Source organism: Dyadobacter psychrotolerans (genome assembly GCF_004349265.1).
GTDB lineage: Bacteria > Bacteroidota > Bacteroidia > Cytophagales > Spirosomataceae > Dyadobacter > Dyadobacter psychrotolerans.
Genome location: NZ_SMFL01000006.1, coordinates 152427 through 178321, shown reverse-complemented (window position 1 = coordinate 178321; position 25895 = coordinate 152427). Strand labels below are relative to the sequence as shown.

The 25895-nt window shown below is 41.3% G+C and carries 26 protein-coding genes; 17 read left to right on the top strand and 9 right to left on the bottom strand.

Going from position 1 to position 25895, the window contains the following annotated elements; translation table 11 throughout:
* Window positions 1–510 precede the first annotated feature (510 nt).
* The 7 genes from E0F88_RS17780 to E0F88_RS17750 all read left to right on the top strand — a co-directional run bounded on the left by E0F88_RS17780 (window position 511) and on the right by E0F88_RS17750 (window position 6490).
* Window positions 511–1350, top strand: coding sequence for a MotA/TolQ/ExbB proton channel family protein (locus tag E0F88_RS17780; protein WP_131959626.1), 840 nt, complete (start codon window positions 511–513; stop codon window positions 1348–1350).
* Window positions 1351–1414: 64 nt separating this feature from the next.
* Entirely contained in the window at window positions 1415–2026 is a 612-nt protein-coding gene (locus E0F88_RS17775; protein ID WP_131959625.1) for an ExbD/TolR family protein, read from the top strand.
* A 41-nt stretch (window positions 2027–2067) separates the two neighbouring features.
* Window positions 2068–2652 (top strand): ExbD/TolR family protein, encoded by a 585-nt coding sequence (locus E0F88_RS17770; protein WP_131959624.1) that lies wholly within the window; start codon window positions 2068–2070, stop codon window positions 2650–2652.
* A gap of 24 nt (window positions 2653–2676) precedes the next feature.
* Window positions 2677–3501 carry an energy transducer TonB gene (locus E0F88_RS17765; protein WP_131959623.1) on the top strand — a complete coding sequence of 275 codons (825 nt, stop codon included), beginning with the start codon at window positions 2677–2679 and terminating at the stop codon, window positions 3499–3501.
* 3 nt (window positions 3502–3504) lie between these two features.
* Window positions 3505–3729: a hypothetical protein gene (locus tag E0F88_RS17760; protein ID WP_131959622.1), complete on the top strand. Its 225-nt coding sequence runs from the start codon at window positions 3505–3507 to the stop codon at window positions 3727–3729.
* Window positions 3726–4679: a PstS family phosphate ABC transporter substrate-binding protein gene (locus E0F88_RS17755; RefSeq protein WP_131959621.1), complete on the top strand. Its 954-nt coding sequence runs from the start codon at window positions 3726–3728 to the stop codon at window positions 4677–4679. The genes E0F88_RS17760 and E0F88_RS17755 overlap by 4 nt, the downstream gene beginning before the upstream one ends.
* A gap of 80 nt (window positions 4680–4759) precedes the next feature.
* Window positions 4760–6490 (top strand): tetratricopeptide repeat protein, encoded by a 1731-nt coding sequence (locus E0F88_RS17750; protein WP_229213809.1) that lies wholly within the window; start codon window positions 4760–4762, stop codon window positions 6488–6490.
* A gap of 74 nt (window positions 6491–6564) precedes the next feature.
* Here the strand turns inward: E0F88_RS17750 and E0F88_RS17745 are convergent, their stop codons facing one another.
* Entirely contained in the window at window positions 6565–6765 is a 201-nt protein-coding gene (locus E0F88_RS17745) for a hypothetical protein (RefSeq protein WP_131959620.1), read from the bottom strand.
* 102 nt (window positions 6766–6867) lie between these two features.
* Between E0F88_RS17745 and E0F88_RS17740 the strand changes: the two genes are divergently transcribed.
* Genes E0F88_RS17740 through E0F88_RS17730 form a run of 3 tightly spaced genes read left to right on the top strand, consistent with a single transcriptional unit; the run spans window position 6868 to window position 10350 of the window.
* Window positions 6868–8268 (top strand): BatD family protein, encoded by a 1401-nt coding sequence (locus tag E0F88_RS17740; RefSeq protein WP_131959619.1) that lies wholly within the window; start codon window positions 6868–6870, stop codon window positions 8266–8268.
* Window positions 8269–8272: 4 nt separating this feature from the next.
* Window positions 8273–9352: a chorismate synthase gene (gene aroC, locus E0F88_RS17735; protein WP_131959618.1), complete on the top strand. Its 1080-nt coding sequence runs from the start codon at window positions 8273–8275 to the stop codon at window positions 9350–9352.
* Window positions 9349–10350, top strand: a complete 1002-nt coding sequence (locus E0F88_RS17730; RefSeq protein WP_131959617.1) for an FAD:protein FMN transferase — start codon at window positions 9349–9351, stop codon at window positions 10348–10350. Before aroC ends, E0F88_RS17730 begins: the two co-directional genes overlap by 4 nt.
* Window positions 10351–10411: 61 nt before the next feature.
* Here the strand turns inward: E0F88_RS17730 and E0F88_RS17725 are convergent, their stop codons facing one another.
* Together E0F88_RS17725 and E0F88_RS17720 are read right to left on the bottom strand one after the other, a co-directional pair.
* Window positions 10412–11755, bottom strand: a complete 1344-nt coding sequence (locus E0F88_RS17725) for a Gfo/Idh/MocA family protein (RefSeq protein WP_131959616.1) — start codon at window positions 11753–11755, stop codon at window positions 10412–10414.
* Window positions 11756–11784: 29 nt separating this feature from the next.
* Entirely contained in the window at window positions 11785–12771 is a 987-nt protein-coding gene (locus tag E0F88_RS17720) for a formylglycine-generating enzyme family protein (RefSeq protein WP_131959615.1), read from the bottom strand.
* Window positions 12772–12909: 138 nt separating this feature from the next.
* Here E0F88_RS17720 and E0F88_RS17715 point away from each other — a divergent pair, with 138 nt between their 5' ends.
* The 3 genes from E0F88_RS17715 (at window position 12910) to E0F88_RS17705 (ending at window position 16086) form a co-directional block, all read left to right on the top strand.
* Window positions 12910–14790, top strand: a complete 1881-nt coding sequence (locus E0F88_RS17715) for an ABC-F family ATP-binding cassette domain-containing protein (protein ID WP_131959614.1) — start codon at window positions 12910–12912, stop codon at window positions 14788–14790.
* A gap of 55 nt (window positions 14791–14845) precedes the next feature.
* Entirely contained in the window at window positions 14846–15475 is a 630-nt protein-coding gene (locus tag E0F88_RS17710; RefSeq protein WP_131959613.1) for a DedA family protein, read from the top strand.
* A gap of 77 nt (window positions 15476–15552) precedes the next feature.
* Window positions 15553–16086, top strand: coding sequence for a hypothetical protein (locus E0F88_RS17705; protein WP_131959612.1), 534 nt, complete (start codon window positions 15553–15555; stop codon window positions 16084–16086).
* Between the two features lie 11 nt (window positions 16087–16097).
* Here E0F88_RS17705 and E0F88_RS17700 read toward each other — a convergent pair whose 3' ends face one another.
* On the bottom strand, window positions 16098–16616 hold the full coding sequence (locus E0F88_RS17700; RefSeq protein ID WP_131959611.1) for a gamma carbonic anhydrase family protein: 519 nt from the start codon (window positions 16614–16616) through the stop codon (window positions 16098–16100).
* A 146-nt stretch (window positions 16617–16762) separates the two neighbouring features.
* Here E0F88_RS17700 and E0F88_RS17695 point away from each other — a divergent pair, with 146 nt between their 5' ends.
* Window positions 16763–17323: a YqgE/AlgH family protein gene (locus tag E0F88_RS17695; protein ID WP_131959610.1), complete on the top strand. Its 561-nt coding sequence runs from the start codon at window positions 16763–16765 to the stop codon at window positions 17321–17323.
* Here E0F88_RS17695 and E0F88_RS17690 read toward each other — a convergent pair.
* Complete coding sequence (locus E0F88_RS17690; protein WP_181956096.1) at window positions 17320–17541, bottom strand: hypothetical protein; 222 nt, start codon at window positions 17539–17541, stop codon at window positions 17320–17322. The genes E0F88_RS17695 and E0F88_RS17690 overlap by 4 nt on opposite strands.
* 211 nt (window positions 17542–17752) lie before the next feature.
* Between E0F88_RS17690 and E0F88_RS17685 the strand changes: the two genes are divergently transcribed.
* The 3 genes from E0F88_RS17685 to gcvP all read left to right on the top strand — a co-directional run bounded on the left by E0F88_RS17685 (window position 17753) and on the right by gcvP (window position 22326).
* A complete protein-coding gene (locus tag E0F88_RS17685; protein ID WP_131959609.1) occupies window positions 17753–19009 on the top strand; it encodes a metallophosphoesterase in 1257 nt (418 codons plus the stop codon).
* Between the two features lie 89 nt (window positions 19010–19098).
* Entirely contained in the window at window positions 19099–19305 is a 207-nt protein-coding gene (locus E0F88_RS17680) for a hypothetical protein (RefSeq protein WP_131959608.1), read from the top strand.
* A 132-nt stretch (window positions 19306–19437) separates the two neighbouring features.
* A complete protein-coding gene (gene gcvP / locus E0F88_RS17675) occupies window positions 19438–22326 on the top strand; it encodes an aminomethyl-transferring glycine dehydrogenase (protein ID WP_131959607.1) in 2889 nt (962 codons plus the stop codon).
* A gap of 159 nt (window positions 22327–22485) precedes the next feature.
* Here gcvP and E0F88_RS17670 read toward each other — a convergent pair whose 3' ends face one another.
* The 4 genes from E0F88_RS17670 to E0F88_RS17655 are packed head-to-tail and all read right to left on the bottom strand — an operon-like array spanning window position 22486 to window position 25890.
* Complete coding sequence (locus tag E0F88_RS17670) at window positions 22486–23004, bottom strand: NADH-quinone oxidoreductase subunit J family protein (RefSeq protein ID WP_131959606.1); 519 nt, start codon at window positions 23002–23004, stop codon at window positions 22486–22488.
* Between the two features lie 32 nt (window positions 23005–23036).
* Entirely contained in the window at window positions 23037–23630 is a 594-nt protein-coding gene (locus E0F88_RS17665) for a NuoI/complex I 23 kDa subunit family protein (RefSeq protein WP_131959605.1), read from the bottom strand.
* A gap of 18 nt (window positions 23631–23648) precedes the next feature.
* A complete protein-coding gene (gene nuoH, locus E0F88_RS17660) occupies window positions 23649–24728 on the bottom strand; it encodes an NADH-quinone oxidoreductase subunit NuoH (protein ID WP_131959604.1) in 1080 nt (359 codons plus the stop codon).
* Between the two features lie 46 nt (window positions 24729–24774).
* Window positions 24775–25890: an NADH-quinone oxidoreductase subunit G gene (locus E0F88_RS17655; protein WP_131959603.1), complete on the bottom strand. Its 1116-nt coding sequence runs from the start codon at window positions 25888–25890 to the stop codon at window positions 24775–24777.
* Between the last annotated feature and the right edge of the window lie 5 nt (window positions 25891–25895).

Sequence of the window (25895 nt, the reverse complement as noted above, 5' to 3'; positions counted from 1 at the left end):
AAGTCAACGGATAACGAGGAGAGATGCACAGTTGAAAAGAGGCTGAGAAAGGCATAATATAATTTTTTAGTAACGTAATTATAAAAAATCGAGTTGTCTTTTGGTGGCGAGGAAAATAATATTTGCTTTTATTGTCCGATATTAAAATATTTTAAACTCCAAACGGCCGATTTAAAAAAGATGTTAGCATTGTTTCGCAAAAAGAGTGCAATTTTTATAAGTCCGTAATTGGTAGCTATCTGGCTCTTTATCAAGCTAAACGATCGGATTGGAATAGGATAAATGCTTGTTCTTATTCTTTAAATTATACAATTCACGTAATGTCGAAAAAAGAGCAGAACAAAAAAACAGCTGAAAAGCTTGCTTTTTTTTAAAAGGAAAACTCATACTTTTGTGAAAGTCGAAAACATAAAACGCAACCGAAATTTTATTTTACAAAAGCCGATTTTAACCAAAACTTTTATTTAATTCACAACCAAAATCTCAATTTAACCTTTAAAAGTAAGTCTGATGGAAAAGAAAGCTACAAGTCCGGCACCAGCACCTAAGTCTGCACCAGCGGCATCAAAAGGCTCAGGTGGTTTAAACCCGGCATTGGTAATCCCCCTACTATTTGTTATTGCCCTTTGCGTTTACATGTTTGTCTTGGGTGCTCCTGATCACTTTATCGACGGTGATCATACAAAAGGTCCAAAACCAGGGGATTATTTTGGTATTGTTCACGAAGGTGGGCCAATCGTACCTTTGTTAATGACTTGTTTTCTTGTTGTGCTTGTGTTCACAATCGAACGTATGATCACAATTGGTAAAGCAAATGGTTCAGGAAGCATTGATTCTTTCGTTCGTAAAATCAAAGCACTTCTTGACAAAAACCAAATTGACGAAGCTATCAAAGAATGCGATAAGCAAAAAGGTTCAGTTGGTAATGTAATCAAGGCTGGTTTGTTGAAATACAAACAACTTGCTACTGAAACTCAGCTTGACAAAGAGCAAAAACTTGCTGCATTGCAAAAAGAAGTGGACGAAGCAACAACATTGGAGCTTCCTATGCTACAAAAGAACCTTACTATCATAGCGACGTTGGCCGGAGCTTCTACACTTATCGCCCTTCTTGGAACGGTACTTGGTATGATCCGTGCATTTGCTGCTCTTGGTGCATCTGGTGCTTCTGATTCTGGTGCGCTTGCAGCAGGTATCTCTGAGGCCCTTATCAACACTGCGATTGGTATCGGTACTTCTGCAATTGCAACTATTTCTTACGCATACCTTAACAGCCGCGTAGATGACCTCACTTACAGTATTGACGAAATTGGTTTGAGCATTCAGCAAAATTTTGCTGCTCATTATTAATAGTTACGAACTATTAATATATAATTTTCGTTAATATTAAAAAAACTTATATATTTGTAAAACCATGGGAGTAGTTAAGCCTAAGAAACACCCGCCGCATACAGATATGACCGCTATGACGGACGTGGCTTTCTTGCTGTTGACGTTCTTTATCATGACGGCTACTTTTAAAACGAATGATGCAGAGATTACAACCCCTACATCAATTTCGCAGATTAAAGTACCGGATGATGAATTGATGATCATCAGTATAGATAAGGATGGCAAGGTTTACTTTGGAGTAGATGCCAAGCCTACACGTGCAGCAATGCTGGATAATATCGCTCAGACTAAGGGTATTACTTTTACTGAAGTTGAAAAAGCGAAGTTTGCCCTGCAGACAAGCTTTGGATTTCCGATTAATCAGTTGAAGCCTTGGTTGAGTTTGCCAAAGGAACAGATGAGTGCAGTTAAGCAGCCAGGTGTGAAGGTTGATTCAACCGGAACAAGTGAACTTGCTGACTGGGTTTACGCAGCCAGAAAAGCAAATCCGCAGCTGAGGATTGCTTTGAAAGGAGACAACGTAGCTAAATTCCCTGTTTTCAAGGATGTGTTAGCGAATCTGCAGTCGCAGAACATTAACAAGTTCTCTCTTATCACAGGAAGTGAAGATGCTCCGGCAGGTTTCAAAGACTGATAGAAAGAACAACAGTTTCACTTTTAATTTAAAGTATTAACATGGCAGCTATTGAAGAATCCGGTGGCGGCGGGCATGGTAAAGGTGATGGTAAGGTAAGGGGTAAAAAGATGTCTACCCGGGTCGATATGACTCCAATGGTGGATTTAGGATTCCTGCTCATTACCTTCTTCATGCTTGCAACTACAATGAGTAAACCAACGGCTATGTCTGTATTCTTTCCTGACAAGCAGGATAAGGATCAGCCAGAAGAAACGGAACCGTTGAAAGCATCAAAAGTTTTAACACTTTTCCTGGGAGCTAGTGACAATGTTTACTACCTGGATGGTGTTGCAGCTGATGATGATAATGCAGAGGCTTCTTTGAAAACAACCGGTTACGGTTCTGATTTGAGAAGTGTGATTTTTAACTCTGCTAAAAGAATCAATGCAGCTAATCCTAAGGATGATAAAGGCAATGATCCTTTCGTAGTGGTTATCAAACCAACAGTGGTGTCTTCCTTCAAAAACATGGTAGACGTACTGGACGAAATGGCCATTACAAAGTCTAAAAGGTATGCATTGGTAGATAATCTTACTGATTCAGAGAAAAAGGTTCTTGGAGACAAGATCAAACCTAAAAACTAATTTTTAACTTTTAATCAAATCGCCATGGCAGAAATGAGCCCGAATGCGACACTGGATGATATAGTGTTTGCAAATCGTAACAAGGCGTATGGGGCATTTACACTTCGCAAGGGTTACCGTGCTGATGTGACAAAAGCTACATTAATCGGTGCTGCACTTTTTCTTTTAGCAATGTTCTCTCCGGCAATTATCAGCAAATTTGCGTCGGATGATAAAGAAGAGTTAGTAGAGGTTAACGTGGACTTAATGAATATCCCGCCGCCTCCAATAGATCCGGCAGAACCGCCACCGCCACCGCCGCCGCCAATTGAGCAGCCTAAGGTGAACACAGTGAAGTTTCTTCCTCCCGAAGTAAAAAAGGATGAAGAAGTTCCGGAAGAAACACCTCCGCCAACTGTGGAAGAGATTAAAGAAGCGGTTGTAGCGAACAAGACAATTGAAGGTGATCCTAATGCAAATGAGATTATCGTTGCCCCGGAAGCTGTTGCAGCTCCTAGTAAGGGTGTGGTAGTTGAAGCTGCTCCGGAACCTGAAAAGATCTTTACAGTTGTTGAGCAGCAGCCTGAATTCCAGGGAGGTGCATCAGAAATGTACAAGTATCTTAACAAAAACATTAAATACCCAAGTGCAGCTTCAAGAGCGAACGTTTCAGGACGGGTATTTATGTCCTTCGTTGTGAACGTTGATGGAAGTATTACTGATGTACAGGTACTGAAAGGACTAGGTTTTGGTTGTGATGAGGAAGCCATGCGTGTTGTGAAAGCGATGCCAAAATGGAAGCCAGGTAAACAGTCGGGACGTGCAGTACGTGTTAAATTCAACCTTCCTATTAATTTCCAATTGGAGTAACTCATGAAGGAAAAACCATTGCATGAGAAGGTCTTGGATCTTGCCTCTTTGCTAATGGCTCTGGTATACGTGGGAGGAGGGATCTTTTTGATCTTCTCCTCCTCGTCTTTTAATTTGTTTCCGTTAAGCGCTTTGCAGCGGAATGCGTTGGGTGGCACACTTATTTTGTATGGAATTTTTCGTGGTTACCGCGTATGGAAAAGACAAAGAAACCAAATAGAGCCATGAGGAATATATTAGGTATTGGAATACTCTTTGTCTTCGTGTCTTTTCTGACGGGCTGTTCAGGGTCGGAAACTTCTGAAAGCGACAATCCGAGAAGAGGGTCGGTTACGATAGCAGCGGATGAATCATTCAAACCACTGGTTGATGCCTTAACCAGTGCGTACGAAGGTATTTATCCCGAGACGCACTTCAATGTAGATTACAAGCCGGAACAACGGTCGGTACTTCAGCTTCTTCAAGATAGCGCCAGAGTTGTTTTTGCAACAAGAAAATTAACAGCCAAGGAAGACGCAATTATGAGAAGTCAGAAAGGCTACATTCAATATCAGCATATAGCAATCGACGGACTGGCAGTTATTGTAAGCAAAGCCAACTCGGACAGCCTGATGACGTTGTCTGAATTGAAAGGAATTTTTGAAGGCAAAATTACGGACTGGTCTCAACTTGCAGGAAGTAATCAATCCGGTTTAATAACACTGGTATTTGATGATGTGAATGCCAGCAATCTCAACTTTATTAGAGAAAAATTTAATCTGAAGGATTTTAAGAATTTTAGGCTGATTGCTGCGGGAACTAATAAGAAGGTGATCGAGGAAGTGAAAGCAAATCCATTGTATATGGGTTTCATAGGTGTAAACTGGATAAGTGACGGCCATTCTCTGGCGAGTGTAGAGTTATCAAAAGGCTTAAATGTATTCGGAATATCCAAGACAGATGATCCCAAATCAATCTCGGATTACTATCAGCCGTTTCAGGCGGGATTGGAATTTAGGAATTATCCTCTGTCCCGTGATGTTTATATTATCAGCCGCGAAGGATACTCGGGTCTTGGTGGCGGATTAATGACTTATATTGCCCGCGACGTTGGAGGACTTATTATTCAAAAAATGGGGCTGATTCCGATGATCCGGTTTCCAAGACAGATCGAGGTGAAAACAGGTAAAAATTTTTAACGCTTTATATACAATTTTTCACATTTGGACTTGTTTATTGAAAGACCAAATTTTTTATCATTATATTAACCGGGTAAAAAATGAACAGAAACATGAGAATGAAATTAGTAGCGCTTGTATTCGGTGTATTGGCATTTATTAATGTACAAGCACAAACAATTCAGGATGGTTTGGCCTTGATTCACACAGAAAGGTATAATGAAGCCGGCCAATTATTTAAAAAGTTAGCTGAAGGAACACCTTCTCCTGAAAATCAGTATTATTTGGGATACTATTATGTTAAAACCAACCAGTTGGACGAAGCTCAAAAAGCTTTTGAAAAAGGAGTCTCACTGGAAGATAAATCTTATCTGAATCAGGTAGGTCTTGGTACTGTTGCTTTGGGTAAAGGTGATAAAGCAAAAGCAAAAACCATATTTGAAGAAGCTGAAAAGAAAAAGAAAAAGGAAGCTGAGGTCCTTTACAGAATAGGTGAAGCTTATACATTGTTTGAAAAAAACAGTGATCCTGCCGAAGCAATTCGTTTGTTAGATGAAGCAGTTAAAAGAGATAAAAATCTTGCAGATGCTTACATTTCAAAAGGAGACGCTTTGATGCTGCGTAACGAAGGTGGTGCTGCTGCTACTGCATACGAATATGCTCTAACTGCAAAACCAAATTATGCAGTAGCGCACAATCGTATCGGAGAAATTTACCTGCGCGGTAAAAATTACAACCTTGCTTTGGAAAACTATAAAAAAGCAATCGAAGCAGATCCTAATTTTGCACCAGCCTATAAAGACCTTGCGGAGTTGTATTACCTGGGTCAAAAATATAAGCAGGCGGCAGAGAACTTTGATTTGTTTATGCAGAAAAGCGGAAGCACGGATCCTGAGTTAGAACTTCGTGGAACACAGTTTGCTTTCGTTGCCGATGATTATGCAAAGGCGCTTCAAGGTTTGGATAAACTGAAAGGAAGAAGTAACAATCCTTTTATCAAAAGAATGTACGGCTGGTCTTATTTCAAAACTAATGAAACAGACAAAGCCATTCAAAGTCTGGACGAGTTTATAAAGGAGGTTCCTGATAAAGTAATTGGAGACGATTATAAGTACCTGGGTCGTGCGCTAAACCAGAAAGCAGTTGCCGCAGGACAGCCTTATGATTCGACTGCACTTACCTACATTTTGAAAGGTGCTTCTTTGGATACAAATAAAGTTGAAGCTGCGGTAACCTACAAAGAAGTTGGAGCTTTGACTTATGCTGCAAAGGACTATGATAAAGCAATAGATGCATACGCAAAAGGTATTGCGCTTGATTCTTCTGCAAAAACAATCATAAATGATTATTACTACCTAGGACTTTCTTATTTCCAGAAAGCATCTAGAACTATTGCATCAGGTGCAGACAGTGCTCAAATTTTGCAGGCAAAAAGAGCGCTGAACATCAAGGCTGATTCCATATTTTCAATTGTAACTGTTAAATCACCTGAGTGGCCATATGGTTATTATTGGAGAGGGGTAGCATTGTACAATGCATACGACAGACAAGAAAATATCGACAAAGGTATTTCAGCACCGCATTATGCGAAATTCGCTGAAATTGCTGAAAAGGATACTACAGATCAGGGCAAGTACAAAGGTTTTTATAAAGTGGTATATCCATACCTGGCGTTTTACTCTTCATCTACGTTAAAGGATGATGCAAAATCGAAGGAATATTGGAATAAACTTTTGAAAGCTGATCCGGAAAATGTTAATGCGAAAGAAGCATTAGGGTTGAGTGCCCCGGCAGCGCAGCCTGCGGCAGCTGCACCGGCCAAAAAGAAATAGTATTTAAAATAACGGTAAAAACGCCTCCCTTTCGGAATTCCGAAAGGGAGGCGTTTTTTATTTTTTAATAATTTCTAGGTATGAAATCTGGCGAAACAGGTATTGAGAACCGGAAGGTATGCCGCGCTGTAACGTTCATAACACCACATCCTTAAGCGTTTTACTTCCGCAGGCATAAGCATTCTAATCGCTTTTCTTAATTCTTTTTCAAACAATCTGCGGTCAAAACTAACCTTTTGCAGAATAATTTTAATGTATTCAAGCATCGAGGCCATAGTATTATGTAGTTTTGTGGTTTAGGGAAGTATTCATAATTACAAAATAGTTTGGGACACGTTCAATACCAGAACTACTAATAAAGTTAACGAAATTTCTTGATGAAATTATATGTTTTAATAGGTATAATTTTGTGTTTTTCAAATATTTCTTTTTCGCAGGAAATTACCGATCCGGTAAGCATCGAAATAGGGACAACGGAACTTACTTTAAGTGAACCGTTTGTAATATCTGTTGTGCTAAAAGATGCGGAAAACCGCCCTCCGGTTATTTTTCCTGAAATTAAAGGACTTGAAAAAAGAAGTAAGTCTGCCACCAGTACGATAAATACGATTGATGGTGTGAAGATAGTTGTTCAAACCATTACGCAGGAATATTTCGCAACTAAACCAGGGCAATATCAGGTACCGGTTTTTTTTGTATTAATAAACGGAGTAAAATACAAAGGTGAAGAAACAATGGTTAAATTTTCCCTGGCGAGTACATCGGCGGAGAATGAAGACACTAGAACAGAAGATTATCTGCCGGATCCTGAATTAAATGGAGAGGATGTTTTTCTTTCGGTTCAGGCTGACAGAAAGGACGTTTATATCAGAGAAGGTTTTTCACTTAGAATTTCACTGTACATTGCAGAGTCTGCTCCCGTTCAGATGGAGTTTTATCAATTTAATACCCAACTACAATCAATTTTAAAACAGTTACGTCCCGCGAATTGCTGGGAAGAGAACGTGGGAATTGAAGAAATTATAAAACGTCAGGTTAAAATTAAAGGCAAAAGTTACACGGAATATAACATGTATCAGGCCCAGTTTTTTCCGATAACATTGCAAGATGTAATATTTCCAACTGTGAGTCTGGAAATGCTGGTAACCGAAAACAAGGCGGCAGTCAATGTTGAGAGTACTTCTACCCGGCCATTCCGGTCGAAGGTTAGTTTAATTAAAGTAAAGCCGCTACCTAATCACCCACTAATGGACCAGGTGGCTGTTGGAAAATATTCTCTGGTTGAAAAGTTGTCCAGTGCATTAGTATATTCGGGAGAGAGTGTCAGATATACTTTTAGAATACAGGGAATTGGTAACATTGCTGCAATTCCAACTCCGTCAATAGAAGTTAATTCTGCTTTTGATTTCTATCCACCCGAAATTAGCAGGGAAATTAAGTTCAGTAACTCCAAGGTCTCCGGAGAGCGAAGTTTTAATTATTTTGTAGTGCCGAGAAGAGACGGAACATTTCCGCTTAGCAGATATTTTCAATGGATTTATTTTGATCCGTCCACTGCGAAGTATGATACGCTGAGAGCATCGAAAGTATTACAGGTTAAAGGTGAAGATTACAAGCTGGGGAATATATCTTTGAGTGGTGCTTCGGGGTTATACGATAATCTCGAAAGCTTAGATAGTACCAGGAAGAGTTTTAATTTTAAGGTTTTTTTTAGAAACGTCACGAATGCAATCATCGTTATGCTTATAGTCGCGATGATTTGGGTATTCAGAAAGTAACAAGATGGGAAGTACATACGGAAAGATTTTCAAAATTGCCACTTTTGGAGAATCTCATGGAGTTGGCATCGGGGTCATTATTGAAGGCTGTCCGGCAGGAGTTAGTTTTGATACGGATTTTATACAATCTGAATTGACCAGACGTAAACCGGGTCAGTCAAGGATTACAACGCAGCGCCGGGAGGCGGATGAATTTGAAGTATTATCCGGCGTTTTTGAGGGTAAAACGACGGGAACACCAATCGCAATGGTTATTCGTAATGAAGACCAGCGTAGTAAGGATTACTCCCACATTGCTGCACAGTTCCGTCCATCACACGCAGATTATACCTATCAGGCTAAATATGGTGTAAGAGATTATCGTGGTGGCGGAAGAAGTTCTGCAAGGGAAACAGCCGCTCGCGTAGCCGCCGGAGCCTTGGCAAAACTTCTTTTGAATGATTTGGGAGTTCATATACAAGCCTATGTTTCGCAGGTTGGAGCGATGAAGCTTGAAAAACAATATACCGAGCTGGATTTAACTTTAACAGAAACTAATGCTGTGCGTTGCCCTGATCCGGAAATGGCTCAGAAGATGTTTGATTACATTGATGATGTAAGAAAACAGGGAGACTCTGTTGGCGGGGTCGTGAATTGTGTGATCAAAGGAGCTCCCGTAGGTTGGGGAGAACCGGTTTTCGATAAACTGCATGCTGAACTTGGTAAAGCTATGCTAAGCATCAATGCAGTAAAGGGTTTTGAATATGGCAGCGGTTTCGAAGGTGTAACAATGCTGGGTTCACAGCATAACGATGCCTTTTTTATGGATGAAAATAATGCGGTGCATACCCGGTCTAATCACTCGGGAGGTATTCAGGGTGGTATCTCTAACGGCGAGGACATTTATTTCAGGGTTGCATTTAAACCTGTTGCGACGATTATGCAGGATCAGGAGAGTGTGGATCAACATGGAGATGTGGCGGTTGTTCAGGGAAAAGGCCGTCACGATCCTTGTGTAGTGCCCCGTGCTGTACCTATTGTGGAGGCGATGGCTGCTCTTGTTCTGGCAGATTTTTATCTTAGAAACAAAAGCAGCAAAATATGATTTACCAGGGGCAGTTTCGGTTATTTAATGCCGGAATTCTAGCTTTGGGCTTTTTGTGCTTTTTTTCAAACAAACTGGAAGCTCAGGAAAGGCGGTATACCTTTGAGAGAGGGCTGATGGGTTCGCCTTTTAAGCTTATCATCTACGCTCCCGGCGACTCAATTGCAAACGCGGCAGCGAACAGTGCTTTTAAACGAATTGAAGACCTCAATGCCGCTTTGAGTGATTATCGTGACGACAGTGAAATCAATAGTGTGTCAGCGCGCTCAGGATCGAAAGACTGGATACCGGTGAGTAAAGATCTTTTTGATATTCTGTATATTTCAAACGATATCAGCAAAAAAACAAAAGGAGCTTTTGATGCCACGTTGGGGCCCATAGTTCAGGAATGGAGACGGGCTACCCGGAAAGGTTATTTTCCTGACAAAAAACTTATTGCAGCTGCTCTTGCCAAAACGGGTTATAAAAAAATTGAATTTAATGAGGATTCACACAAAATTAAGCTAAATACCAAAGGTATGCGGCTTGATATCGGAGGTTTAGGAAAGGGTTATGCAGCTGATGAGGCAGTAAAAGTGCTGCAAAGTTACGGCATAACGTCCGCAATGATTGATGCAGGCGGAAAGCTTGCTTTGATGAATCCGCCACCAGGTGAAAAAGGCTGGAAAATTGTTATTTCCACAGGAAGTGATTCTATCCGGACTATCGAATATGCCAATGTTGGAATTGCTACCTCAGGACCAACCTATCGCTACCTCGAATACAAAGGAAAAAGGTATTCACATATTGTTGATCCCAAAACAGGAATAGGCCTTCAGTTTCATTTGAGAACAACCGTGATTTCACCAAATGCTACCGAGGCTGATGCTCTTGCTACGGCATTCAGCGTTTCGGGAATCAATGAGGGTAAAAAATATCTGAAGTTATTCCCTGACAACAAAGTTTGGCTTGTGGAGATGAAGGGGGATAAAATCAGTAGCTGGAATACGATCGAATAAGCCATGATAAATAAGAGCAGACAATGTTGGTTGCCTGCTCTTTCTTGTTTATGGCTTATTATTAGATTACTATTGTTTTTCCTGGTACTGCAACAGGATATAATCCGTCCGGACCTGGCATAAGTTTAGGGTTCGCATCCCATGCAAGCTTATCCGGGAATAAATTTATTTCAGATTTAATGGCTTCATCCCACTTGATCATTTTTCCTGAATAAGTAGCCATACGTCCCATAATGGCCGTCATTGTGCTTTTTGCTCCGTTTTCGGCATCAGCAAATTTGTATTCACCTTTAGCGACTGCTGCAAAAAGCTGATCATGTTCTACCTGATACGGGTCTTTATCGTTCTTGCCATCATGTTGATAAAGGACGCCTCCCTTATAGTCTTTTAGAACCGTTCTTTTTGGTTCGAAACTGTCGATACGTCCTTTTGTTCCAACAAATGCCTCATCAACTTTCTGCCATGTGCCTTCAAACTGACGGCATTGGCTGGAAATCGTGGTACCATCTGCATAAACCAGGTCAAGTGTATGATGATCAAAAATTTCGCCATAGGCTTTACCAGTCCTAACTTCCCTTCCACCCGTTCCTTGAATCTGAACAGGATACGATCCTTTTACCCAGTTCGCTACGTCAATATTGTGAACATGCTGCTCTGAAATATGATCACCACAAAGCCAGTTGAAATAGTACCAGTTTCTCATTTGGTATTCCATTTCAGTCTGGTTTGGCTGGCGTTCTTTCATCCATGGACTGCTTCCAACCCAATAAACCTGTCCGCCTACAATGTCACCAATTGCACCATCCTGAATTCTTTTGATAGCTTGTAGATAGTTGTTCTGATAATGGCGCTGAAGACCAACGACCACATTCAATTTTTTCCTTTTAGCCTCTTCCGCCACTTCCAGGACTTTACGGATTCCCGGAGCATCTGTCGCAACGGGTTTTTCCATGAAAATCTGCTTATTGTTTTTTACAGCCTCTTCAAAATGCCAGGGGCGAAAGCCGGGAGGTGTTGCAAGAATGACAACATCAACATCTTTGAGTGCTATTGCTTTTTTGTATGCATCAAAACCGACGAACTTTCTGTCTTCCGGAACATTTACCTTTGTGCTCGAATCAACAGGCGCTCCCGCCGCATTTTTATATTTTTTTGCGATCAAATTATTATAGGTCTGATCAAGCCGATCCTTGAACGCGTCAGCCATCGCAACGATCTGAACGTTTTGATTGGTGCTTAATGCCTGACCCGCTGCACCACCCCCTCGTCCACCGCAACCAATCAAGGCTACTCTAATTGTATCATCGACTGCACTGTTAAAGCCGTAACCGGTAATCGGGTTTAGCAAAGCTCCGCCTGCAAACAGGCCGGATGCTTTTAAAAAATCACGACGATTTTGTTCCATAATTTTCAAGAAATAAGAGTTTATATATGTCAATAGTCTTCAATCAGCTTTGGGCTGTAATATGCTTTGATTTCTTCTGCTGACGGTGTTTTAACCGGTCTCACGATACGGAAACCAACGAAAGATGCACTTGTCATCCACCATTCGCTTTTTGGCAACTGAGGGTCCAGTATTTTCCATTCAGGTTTTGAGGGAGTTCGTGCAGCACTTCTCAGATTTTCAGGTTCGTCGTCCCATGATCCGCCTCTTACAGCAGTGGGGTACAATTCTATTACCGGTGCATAAGCTTCACCTTTTGGCTGCTTGGCGTAATAATCGGGTATGTATTGGTCCAAAGTCCATTCCATCACGTTTCCGTGCATGTCATATAGTCCCCATGCATTTGGCTTTTTCAAACCTACCTTTTTATAAGCAGCATCACTGTTTTTATGATACCAGGCATATTCTCCTATTTTAGTTGCGTCGTTGCCAAAAGAGTAGGCAGTAGTGCTTCCGGCGCGGCAGGCATATTCCCATTCTGCTTCGGTTGGAAGACGGTAGAAAATACCGGTTTTGTCGTAAAGCCATTTGCAAAAATGAATGGCAGCGTATTGGGTCATATTAATTGCAGGATATCCGGCTCTTCCCATCCCAAACGACATGTCGACGTAAGGCGGGCTGGGACGTGTACTTGCATCTGTCTTGACAACGCTTTTTTCCGGATCCGGATGGCGCAAAGCCATTTCTTTCTCCATATTTTTGAAGGCGTATAAGTCATAAAGGTCCCACACAACTTCGGTTTTACCCATCCAGAAAGGTTCAATTTTTACTTTGTGCTGAGGTCCTTCGTCATCTTTCCGGCCTTTTTCTGTTTTTGGGCTTCCCATGGTGTATTCACCTCCGGGAATAGCAACCATATCATAAACCTGTGAGCTTCCGCCTATTTTTTGAGTATAACTTTTAAAAGAAGCGTCTTGTGCAAATGCGTTTGAAAATGTTAAAAATGTTGGGATTAGGTAAAGGAATTTTTTGTACATGATAACTTAATGTGTTCAATGGAACGATATAACTAATTATAAGGAGCAATATTATGGTATTTACCGTATGAAAACGAATTTTTTCTTAGTTGTTTAATATCTCTCCTACCTTTGTGTTTTAGAAATTGAATTTTACTTATGAATTATCTTTCAGCAGAAAATATTGCCAAGTCTTTTGGAGATCGGTGGCTTTTTAGAAATATAAGTTTTGGAATTAGCCGGGGTGATAAAATCGCGCTGATTGGCACAAACGGAACCGGGAAAACTACATTCCTGAATATTCTTACCGGCAAATTACCTTCTGACGAAGGCGGCGTGAGTGTTAAAAAAGATATCCGCGTGGGCTACCTGGACCAAAGCCCTGCTTTTGACGAAACATTGCCGATTCTTGAGGTGATATTTTCCTCAAATAATCCCGTTGCGCAGGCAGTTAAACGATACGAACTTGCGATAGAAACCGACAATCATGACGAGCTTTCGGTTGCCATGGAAGACATGGACAAGTACAATGCCTGGGATTTCGAATATAAAACAAAAGAAGTATTAGGCTGGTTGGGTGTTCATAATACGGATAGTCTTTACGGAACGTTGTCGGGCGGGCAGCGTAAGAGGGTTGCCTTGGCAAAAGTATTGCTTGAAGATCCGGATCTTCTTATTCTGGATGAACCTACCAACCATTTGGATCTCGATACGGTCGAATGGCTTGAAGAATATTTGAATACTTCCAACACAACCATATTGGTAGTAACCCACGACCGGTACTTCCTGGACACGGTTTGTAATCAGGTTTTGGAACTGGATCATGGCTCTGCCTATACCTACAAAGGGAATTATTCTTATTTCCTGGAAAAGAAAGCAGAAAGAGAAGAAATAGAAGCTGCGGGTATCGATAAGGCAAGAAACCTGATGCGGAAAGAGCTTGACTGGATCAGACGCCAGCCCAAAGCGCGCGGTACTAAAGCGAAATACCGTGTTGATGCTTTTGAAGAACTGAAGGAGAAGGCAAGCCAAAAGAAAGTGGATACGCAGATGGAGCTCAATGTACGTACTTCCAGGCTGGGAAGTAAGATCATTGAAATGGAAAACGTGAGCAAAGGATTTGGTGAACGCCAGTTGATCAAAAACTTTGAATATACATTCCGTAAAGGGGACAGAATCGGCATTGTTGGTCAGAACGGAATGGGCAAATCGACCCTGCTGAACATGATTACGGGCGAGCTTCAGCCTGATTCAGGAAAAATTGATAAGGGCGAAACCGTACAGTTTGGTTACTACAAACAATCGGATCTTGTATTTAATGAAAATCAGCGTGTGATCGACATCGTGAAAGATGTTGCTGAGGTTGTGCAGCTGGGAACTGGAGAAACCGTAACAGTTGGTAATCTGTTGCAGGCATTTTTATTCTCGCCGTCCAAGCAGTATGATTTTATTTCAAAACTAAGCGGAGGAGAAAAGAGAAGATTGCAGCTTCTGTTAATTCTGATCAAACAGCCAAACTTCCTGATTCTCGATGAGCCTACCAACGATCTGGATATTGCGAGTTTGAACGTTTTGGAGGAGTTTCTTCTGAACTTCCCCGGCTGTCTGGTTATTGTCTCTCACGACAGGTACTTCCTGGATCGTTTGGTTGAACATATTTTTGTGTTTGAAGGCGAAGGAAAAGTTTCTGATTTTCCGGGTAACTATACAGAACTGCGGGATTATCAGGATGATATGGAAGCGGAGAAAAAGTTAGCTGAATCTTCAAAATCCGCTAAGAGCGTACCGGTTGCAGCTGTAAAAGAAGTTGTTGTTGCCCCTGTGGCCAAAAGAAAACTAAGTTTCAAAGAGCAAAAGGAAATGGAGACGCTTGAAGCTGAAATGGCACAGATGGAAAAGAAAAAAACACAGTTACTGGAAAATATCAATAAAGGCGGCTCACATGTTGAAGTGACAAATTGGGCTGTTCAAATTGAAGAGCTAACCAACAGCCAGGCGGAAAAAGAAATGCGCTGGCTCGAATTATCAGAAAATGCTTAAGTTTGGCTCGTAAATCAAACTGGCATTTCGGTTACATATCCGAAATTAGTAAACCATGAATTCTATAACCGAATTTTTTCAATACATACTGAATTCCGAAGAAATCATACGTACCGGAGGACTTTTGGTTATTACGTTTATCATTTTTGCTGAGAATGGATTGTTCTTTGCCTTCTTCCTGCCAGGAGATTATCTTGTTTTCCTGGCAGGTGTTTTTTGCGGTACAGGTATTTTGGATGTACCAATTGGAATCCTGTTGATTTGTATGTTTACAGCCGCCGTTCTGGGATCGCTGGTTGGTTATATTTTTGGAAAATATTTTGGGGGAATGTTTGAGAACCGGCCGGATTCGTTTTTTTTCAAGAAAAAACACATTGAAACAACCCGGAATTATTTTGAAAAATATGGAAGCAGAACCTTGATTGTCAGTCGTTTTTTGCCGGTTGTGAGAACTTTTGCACCCATACTTGCCGGTTTAGTAAAAATGCCATTCCCTACCTTCCTAATTAATAATGTGGCCGGCGGAGCTATCTGGATACTTGTTTTAACAGGCGGAGGTTTTTTATTCGGAGAACGTTTTCCGGGTATAGTCGATTACGTTCAGTACATCATTTTGTTCTTCCTGGCTATTACTACTTTTACAGTTATCAAAGGGTATTTGAATGCGAGGAAGGAGATGAATTAAGAAGGCTTCCATCAACACTAGTTTTGTTACTTCATACAGGTTTAAAAGTCTAACTGCTGGTTATCTGATCAAAATGTGTGAGAACGAACTGGTTAGGAAACATTTTTAGCCCAACTTTAAGCTTACTGATGATGAATAACTTCCGGTTATATGCCAAGGCTGCACGTATTTTGGGGTTTTTTACTTTTTTTATTTTGGGCACGCTTTGCCAGCTTTTCTACCGGGAGTTTTTCTTTCGCAATAATATTCAGAAATTTATTTACCTGGCTGCCATACTGCTTTTTTCTATGAGTTTCCTTTTTTGGGAGATGGCAAAAGGGAATACAATCCCTGACCTTTTGAGAAAATCAAATGATACGATCGGCATACTTAGAATCGCCGCTGCTTTCTTTTTCGCTATTTACGTCTTTCTCTGTATTTTTCTTACAAATGCTGAGTTCCTTAATTTAGAACACCGTTATATTTTTATTTACCTGGCCGTCGGTGCTCTTTCTCTCAGCCAGGTAGTAAAGCATAAATCCGATCCTGACCCATCCGGAAAAGTAAATTTCACTCTTTATTCGCTGGTATTATTGGTTGCGCTTTATAGTATAGTTAAGTTGTTTGTTTAAGGAGAAATATTTTATTCCTCTTCCTTAAACCAGCCGGAATACGTTATGTAATTATTAGCCGTCCGGTCAATAGCAGCGTTTAGTTCAGGAGAAACGTCTTTCAGATATTTTGCAGGGTTGCCCGCATAGATTGTTCCCGGCGGAACTTTGGTACCCTGCGTTACGATCGCACCGGCTGCTACAATAGATCCTTCGCCAATTACAGCTCCGTCCATCACGATAGAGCCCATGCCAATCAATACATGATTTTCAATTGTGCAGCCATGTACGATGGCATTATGTGCAATCGAGACGTAATCTCCGATTGTTGTGGCAAAACGTTGGTAAGTACAGTGAATAACGGCGCCGTCCTGCACATTGGAGAAATTACCGATCCGGATGCTGTTCACATCTCCGCGAATAACTGCATTGAACCAGACAGTACAATGTTCACCCATTATGACGTCTCCTACAATGGTGGCGTTGTCAGCAAACCAGCAGTTTTCTCCAAAAGCAGGGTGATTTCCACGAACAGATTTAATTAAAGGCATAATTTTTTGTTTAAGTGGCAGGCGCAACAATATTTTTTCTAAATTATCCTGCGATTAAAAATAACAGTCGGCTTTCGCTGAAAGCTAGTAAAATGTTACCGGAAATTAAATATATTTCGTTAATGTATTAATCTTATTTGTACGTTATGGCTGCTTCAATCCGTGTTTCAAAAGGAAGTTTATTAATTGCAAAGCCGTTTTTGGGCGATCCTAATTTCGAAAGAGGAGTGATTCTGGTCTGTGATTATAACGGGCAGGGAAGTTTTGGCTTTGTCCTTAACCAGGTGACCGACCTGTTTTTAGGGGATGTGCTGGAAGAAACGATTTATCAGGATGTTCCGCTTCATCTGGGTGGGCCGGTTGAAAAGAACACTTTGCATTTCATTCACCGCCGGCCGGATCTGATCAACGGCGGAAGTGAAATTATGGACGGCGTTTTTTGGGGCGGCGATTTTAATCATCTCAAAACCCTGCTGAATATGAACACCGTACGCGAGGACGACGTCCGTTTTTTTATCGGATACTCGGGATGGGGTGAAGGGCAATTGGATGATGAGTTGGGCCAGGATTCCTGGATTGTGACCAACACCAGTTCCGATTTTCTTTTCAGCACGCCACCGGGAAATTTCTGGAGAGAAATTTTACGAAGCATGGGCGGAGAATACCGGTCCATAGCCCACTATCCGACCGATCCCAGGGATAATTAATTTGGCCTGTCCAGTCCGTGAACAGATTCGTAATCTGATTTTATTCTTGCAACCTGAGTTGTTAAGAATTTCTGAAGCTGTTCGTTAAAATCTTTTTTGTCTTCTTCAGAAAGTGAGGCATACAAATCCTTTAACTCCTGGTTTATTGCTCCGCGTTCTTCATCAGAACCTGCGTTCATGGAGCGGATGTGAAATCGTTTAAAATCAAATTCCGGCATATTGGATATTTAAGCTATTGTTATTTGTTTGGTAAAATCTCTTGATCTTTTACCCTGACGCAAATTTATAAACTTTACCGTTCAGGTATAAATCCGGACCGCTGGAAAGCAGAATTATTCCTTTAAAACAACAACTTTCCAAATCGTTCCGGATAATCGAACGAGAAACGCATCAGCTGTGTTTACCCGTGATATATCCTACAATCATTAAATGAACCGAACATTTTTTTTTATATTATTGACATTCATACTTGTTGCTATTGACTGGTATGTATGGCAGGGACTTCGTTTGGCAATTCGTAGTCTGACACCCGTAACCCAGCGCTGGATTGGCGGAGCGTACTGGACGTTCACTGCGCTCACACTGCTCGCTTATGTATTAATGCAGCTGCTTCCGGCCGATTATTTTAGCCGTAACGTAAGAACTTTTATTTTTGCTTTTATCGCAATTCCTTATTTGTCAAAACTTCTGGCGGTTGTCGTGTTGTTGATTGACGACATTCGTAGGTTTGTACAGTGGTTAATCAGCATCGTTTTTCCTTCTGCGGCCGTACCGTCTGCTGTAACCGGTGAGCCAACCATTCCCCGTTCTGAATTTCTGGCGACCACGGCGATTGTTGCAGGTGCGGGTTTAATGGGCACTTTTGCTTTTGGTATTATTTCCGGCGCACACGATTACAGGATCAGAAAAATAAAAGTGCCATTGAAAAATTTACCAAAGGCTTTTGATGGGATTAAAATCGCTCAGCTTTCGGATATACATTCAGGCAGCTTTTTTAATAAAACTGCGGTTAAAGGTGGTGTAGAGATGCTCATGAAGGAAAAACCGGATATTGCTTTTTTTACCGGTGATCTCGTGAATGACCGGGCAATGGAAGTAAAAGATTATATCGATATTTTTGACAAAGTTAAGGCACCACTTGGTGTTCACTCCACGCTGGGAAATCACGATTATGGTGATTATTTTCAGTGGGCAAGTAAGGAAGCAAAACTTAACAATCTGGCTGATCTGAAAAAAGCGCACAAACTTTTGGGTTGGAACCTGATGCTGGATGAAAATAAAGCAATAAGAGTTGACGGAGAAGAAATCGGGCTGATCGGTATTCAAAACTGGGGAGCAGGAAATTTTGCAAAATACGGTAATCTTGAAAAAGCTTATCAGGGGACAGATAACTACCCGGTGAAACTATTGCTATCTCACGACCCAAGCCATTGGCGCGAACAAGTACTGCCAAAATATAAAGATATTGACATCGCTTTTGCAGGTCACACACACGGAATGCAGTTTGGCGTTGAAATCGGGAAGCTCAAATGGAGTCCGGTTCAGTATAAGTACAAAGAGTGGGCAGGATTGTATGAAGAAAATGAACAGTTTTTATACGTAAACCGAGGTTTTGGCTATTTGGGATATCCCGGAAGAGTAGGTATCCTTCCTGAAATCACCATTATGGAGTTAGTAAAAGCATAGATTTTTATTGTTAAACCGATTCGTAATTCATACTGATAACGAAATTGTTACGTTACATTATCATATTTAAGCAATTCAAAGATTTGGTTATGAAAAAATTTATTTCTCTTTTATTGATTTTTGTGATGACCCTTGGTGTTGCAGGAATGCAGCCTTTACAGGCAAGCCCTGAAAAAGTTAAAGCAGAACTTTTGGGAAAGAAAAAAAAGAAATTTAAAGGTTTTCAAAAGCCCAAATCCAAAAAAATCCTTGGAATATTCAAGCGGAAAACGGACTGTGGATGTCCTAATCATTAAGTCGGTATTTTAATTCCAATTTTGTACATATTCAAGAGTAAGCAATGCGATCATTCTGTAAAAGATTTGGTTGGTTTTGCTTACTTTTGTACTTTATAACCAAATATTAATGGCTTTGTTAGCCCAAGTTAGATGAAAATTAATCTTCGCAGCCAAGACAAATTCGAAAGCCGTCATCATGGTAAAGATGAGCAGGAATTACAGGAAATGTTGAGTACCGTTGGAGCCGCTTCACTCGATGAATTGATTGACCAAACCATTCCTGCAGCTATTCGTTTACCAAAGCCATTGAATTTGCCAAAAGCAAAATCAGAGCAGGAATTTTTGCAGGGAATTAAAAAGGTAGCACGTAAAAATGCCATATTGAAATCATACATTGGAACTGGTTATTATGATACCGTTACACCTAATGTAATACTTCGGAATATTCTTGAAAATCCGGCCTGGTATACGGCTTATACGCCATACCAGGCAGAAATAGCACAGGGACGCCTTGAAATGCTTCTAAATTTTCAAACGGTTATTACCGATCTGACTGGGATGGAAATCGCGAATGCTTCTCTTCTGGATGAAGCAACTGCGGCAGCAGAAGCAATGACTATGCTTCACAGTCTGCGCCCTTCTTCACGAAAAAAGGGAAATACATTTTTTGTTTCAGAACTTTGTCATCCGCAAACAATTGACCTGATCTACACAAGAGCTAAGCCGATTGGTATTGATGTGATTGTTGGTAATCATGCAACGGTTGACCTTACGGATGAAAATCTGTATGCGGTATTGGTTCAATATCCTGCTACAAACGGAGAAGTAATTGATTATACGGATTTTATTGCTTCGGCTCATGAAGTGAATTTGTCCGTAGCGGTTGCAGCTGATTTGCTAGCTCTTGCTCTGCTAAAATCACCTGGCGAAATGGGAGCGGACGTGGTGGTTGGATCTTCCCAGCGTTTTGGTGTACCTATGGGTTACGGCGGACCGCATGCTGCTTATTTTGCCACAAAAGACTCGTTTAAACGTCATATTCCCGGACGTATTATCGGTATATCTGTTGACGCGGAGGGAAATAGTGCTTTGAGAATGGCGCTTCAAACCCGTGAGCAGCACATCCGCCGTGAGAAAGCAACTTCAAACATTTGTACAGCACAGGTTTTGCTTGCTGTTATTGCAGGAGCTTATTCTGTTTATCACGGGCCGGAAGGTATTAAAACAATATCGGCAAGAGTTCATGGTTTGACGCACTTGTTTGTTGAAACGATTAAAAAGTTTAATTATACAGTGTTGACTGATAAGTACTTTGATACAGTAACGATTCAGACTACATTAACAAGAAAAATAAAAGAACAGGCCGAAAAGTGGGGTATTAATTTGAGATACAACAAAGATGAAACCATCGGAGTATCTTTTGACGAAGCCAAGACTTTTGACGACGTTATTGCCATTCTGAATGTGTTTGCGGAGGTGTCCGGTTTCCAGGGAGAATTGGTAATCGACGAAGAGATGGAATTGTTTATTCCTGAAAATCTCGCTCGTACTTCTTCTTATCTTACTCACCCGGTTTTCAATACGCATCATACGGAACATGAGATGCTGCGTTATTTGAAATCTTTGGAAAATAAGGATCTATCGCTGGTTCACTCAATGATTTCTTTGGGTAGCTGTACTATGAAACTGAACGCAACGGCTGAAATGATTCCATTAACCTGGCCGGAGTTTGGAGCGATCCATCCTTTTGCACCAACCAATCAGGTTGGAGGTTATGCGCAGCTGGTAAGTGAACTTAATGTTTGGTTGTGCGAAATTACCGGTTTTGCAGCGATGTCGTTCCAGCCTAATTCCGGAGCACAAGGTGAATATGCAGGATTGATGGCCATCCGGGCTTATCATGAAAGCCGCGGAGATTTCCATAGAAATGTTGTTTTGATTCCTTCATCTGCACATGGTACGAACCCCGCTTCTGCTGTAATGGCTGGAATGAAGGTGGTAGTTACGAAATGTGATGAAAGAGGAAATATTGATGTAGCTGATCTGAAAGCAAGAGCGGAGCAGTACAGCAACGAACTATCCTGTTTGATGGTAACTTATCCTTCAACACACGGTGTTTACGAGGAAAGTATCATTGAAATCTGTGCGATGATCCACTCACACGGAGGGCAGGTTTATATGGATGGCGCAAATATGAATGCTCAGGTTGGTTTGACAAGTCCTGCAACTATCGGAGCGGACGTTTGTCACCTTAATCTGCACAAAACATTCTGTATACCTCATGGTGGAGGCGGCCCCGGCGTTGGCCCGATTGGTGTTGCAGAACATTTGATGCCGTTTTTACCAGGCCACGTAAATTTTAGTACGCTTCCAGAACATCTCACAAACGGAGAAGCCGGTGCAGTTTCAGCAGCGCCTTACGGAAGTGCAAGTATCCTGACTATCTCTTATGCTTATATCTCCATGATGGGCGGCGATGGTCTTACAAATGCAACCAAATTTGCTATCCTGAACGCGAACTATATCAAGGAACGTCTTAATGGCCATTATGAAGTGCTTTACACCGGAACAAACGGTCGCTGCGCACATGAAATGATTTTGGATTGCCGTCCTTTTAAATCGTTCGGCGTAGAGGCAGAAGATATCGCAAAACGTTTGATGGATTATGGTTTCCATGCACCAACTTTGTCATTCCCGGTTGCAGGGACATTGATGATCGAACCAACGGAATCTGAATCGAAAGCTGAGTTGGATAGGTTCTGTGATACAATGATTGCAATCCGTAATGAAATACGTGAAGTGGAAGAAGGTATTGCTGATCGTGTTGATAACGTATTGAAACATGCACCTCACACTTCACGTGTTGTGATGAATGAAGGTTGGAACCGTTCATACAGCCGCGAGAAAGCTGTTTTTCCATTGCCTCATTTAAGATTTAATAAATTCTGGCCTAGTGTAAGCCGTGTTGACAGTGCCTACGGAGATCGTAATCTGATCTGTTCATGTATACCTGTTGAAGCCTATGCGGAGGTAGAATAGGTTATTTAAAAGTCAAATGAAGGGAGTCGTTTCGAAAGAAGCGGCTCCTTTTTTATTTTACTATATTCTAAAATCGTCTGATAAGACTTTTATTAATAGAAATGCACAAAAAAAGCGGCTCTGTTATGAACCGCTTTACTATGATGTATTTCAGGTTTTTTAGAAATGTCTTTCTCCAATTTCCCGTTTCCCAAGCATTACTGCACCCACCATTGCTACCAGCAACAGGATAGAAGCAAGTTCAAAAGGAAGCAGATAATCACGGAAAAGTAATTGCCCCAGACTTTCAATCATACCTACCTGCGAATCAAATTGGTTTGGATCGTAAGACGGAACTACACTTTTTCTGTAAGCTCCAAAAAGAATTACAAAAACAGTCCCGCCAACAATAGCACCCGCAATCTTGGATATATTGGTACGTGCTTCTTCGTGATCCTGTTTAATGTTTAAGAACATAATTACAAACAGGAAAAGAACCATGATAGCACCGGCATAAACAATGATATTTACTGCTGCCAGAAATTGTGCGTTTAGTAAAATATAATGTCCTGAAAGTGTAAAAAACGTAAGAATCAGATACAATACGCTGTGGATTGGGTTACGGGAAAGTATAACCATCAATGCACTGAGGATTGTCAGGAATGATAAAAAGTAGAAAAATGACAGCGACGGATTCATATAATTACGGCAAATTGAAATGGTCAAAAAAATCAGGGAATAGCGCGGGGAACGACGTTTGTTACTTCGCCATTTGCTCTTTTGTTGTCTAAAGCCCTTGCTTCTTCTTTTGTCCAGGCTTCACGTGTGTAACGGTTGTTCATGTCTTCAACCAATAAATCTTTACCCCATATCACCTGGTCACGGTCGGAGAAAACAGGAATAAATTCGTCATGGCGTAAATAGACCGCCTGTTTAGGGCAAGCTTCTTCACACAATCCGCAGAAAATGCAGCGCAGCATATTTACTTCATAAACCGCAGCATATTTTTCTTCACGGTACAAATTCTCTTCACCTTTAATACGCTCGGCTGCAACCATAGAAATGGCTTCTGCAGGGCAGGCAACAGCACAAAGTCCACACGCAGTACATCTTTCTTTTCCGTCTTCATCTCTTTTCAAAATATGACGTCCACGAAAAACAGGGCCGAGGTAACGTTTTACTTCGGGATACTGTATGGTAACTTTTTTAGCAAAAAAGTGCTTCAGTGTTATCGCCAGACCGGTCGCAATAGCCGGCAGGTAGGCGCGTTCCATCAGCGTCATTTCTTTATTGCTTACTTGCTTCGAGCGATTTGTCAATTGCATGGCAATACGTATTATATGTTAATTCAACCAGGCAGTGATAAGCGGCTTTAAAAAAAGCGTAGCTGCACCGGTGATAATAATGTTAAAGATAGCTAACGGGATCAGTTTTTTCCATCCTAGGTTCATCAATTGATCATAACGGAAACGAGGAATTGTCCAGCGAACCCACATGTAGAAGAAGATGAAGAACAATGCTTTTCCAAAGAAGACGGCGGTTCCGATCAGCGTAGCAACATTGTGTCCAGTTTCAGATCCTAATGCGGCAGTCAGTTGATTATAAACCCAATCCATTCCCGGATAATTATAACCTCCAAAATAGAGAACTGAAATAATAGCCGATGAAACAAACATATTGATGTACTCAGCAAACAGATAAAAACCAAGTTTCATACTTCCGTATTCTGTATGATAACCACCTACAAGCTCCGTTTCGCATTCAGGAAGGTCAAACGGTACCCGGTTACATTCTGCAAACGAGCATGTAATAAAAATGATAAATCCGAGTGGCTGATAAAAAATGTTCCAATTACCGCCATGCTGTTGTGAAACGATTTCTCCCAGTGAAAGAGAACTGCTCATCATTAAAATCGCGATCAGCGACAGACCCATTGCCACCTCGTAACTGATATTTTGAGATGCAGCACGAATGGCGCCAAGCAACGAAAATTTGTTGTTGGATGCCCAGCCACCTACCATGATACCGTACACACCAAGTGCAACAACACCAAATACATATAAAATGCCGATGTTGGATTCTACACCTTGCAGAACAACTTCATGACCATCCCATTTAAAAGTACTTCCAAAAGGAATAACAGCGCTGGCCAGAAGAGCAGTAAGCATTGCTAAACTGGGACCTGCAATAAACAGCCACTTGTTTGCAAGAGCAGGTATAAAATCTTCTTTAAAGAACATTTTTCCTGCATCAGCTAGTGGCTGAAGCAATCCGCCCGGTCCCGCTCTGTTAGGTCCCATCCGGTCCTGAATGAAACCGGCCACTTTTCTTTCACCCCATGTTGAGTACATGGCAATGACCAGGGTAAGAACAAAAACAACAAATATTGTTATGGTCTTAATGACGAACTCCGTTAATTCCATTTTTAATTCAGTTATTAAATAACAGCACCGTTAACAACGGCAATGTTTAGTTGTTTCGAGATAAGAGAGAGCGATGGTTCGCTTTGTCATTGTTTTCCACGCTTTGTTCACGGATGGTTTCTGTATCCGTAACATAAGGACGGCTGTCATCGATATTTTTAAACTGCGTAGCTGCAAGTTTCACTGCGAAATCCGGTTTTGTAACAAGGTTTGCACGGTATTTATTTGCAGAAATAACAGAGCTGCGTTTCACTTTTGTAGGTCCTTCCAAAACCCAGTCGCTGGTTTTCTTTCTTTCAAAACGGCAGGTGTTGCAGATAAACTCGTTTACTTCGCCCCAAACATTTTTACGGGCAGTTACACGGATAACTTCATCACCACGATACCAAAGAACTACTTTCCCGGAGCATTTATCACAATCACAGTGTGCATCTTCCGGCTTGGTAAACCATACGCGGTTTTTGAAACGATAGGTTTTATCAGTTAAAGCACCAACCGGACAAACATCTATTACGTTTCCTGAAAAATCGTTATCGATAGCTTTTTCAATATATGTACTGATTTCCGAGGCGTCACCACGTCCCATTACACCATGTTCACGTTTGTTCGTAATCTGATCGGCTGTATAAACACAACGATAGCAAAGAATGCATCGTGTCATGTGCAGCTGAATGAACGGACCAATGTCTATTTTATCAAAAGTCCTTCTTTCTTCTTCATAACGGGTTTTTGCTGAACCATGTTCGAAGGCAAAATCCTGTAAATGACATTCTCCAGCCTGATCACACACGGGGCAGTCGAGCGGATGGTTGATTAACAGGAATTCAACAATACTTTTACGTGTATCTAAAACAGCCTCATTGGTTGTGTTTTCAACGACCATTCCTTCCTGGACCTGTGTGATACAGGATGGGACCAGCTTGGGCATCGGACGTGGATCTTTTGTAGATCCCTGAGCAACACGAACCAAGCAGGCACGGCATTTTCCTCCCGAAGAAGGAAGTGGTTTGTAGTAGCACATTGCCGGAGGAACTAACCCCGCCTGACTGTCATCAGCTTCTGCAATTTTACGTGCAGCCTGCATGATGGTAGTCCCTGGCTCTACTTCGACCTCAATTCCGTCGAAAGTAATTTTTATCAATTGTGGTTTTACTTCTTCCATTTTAT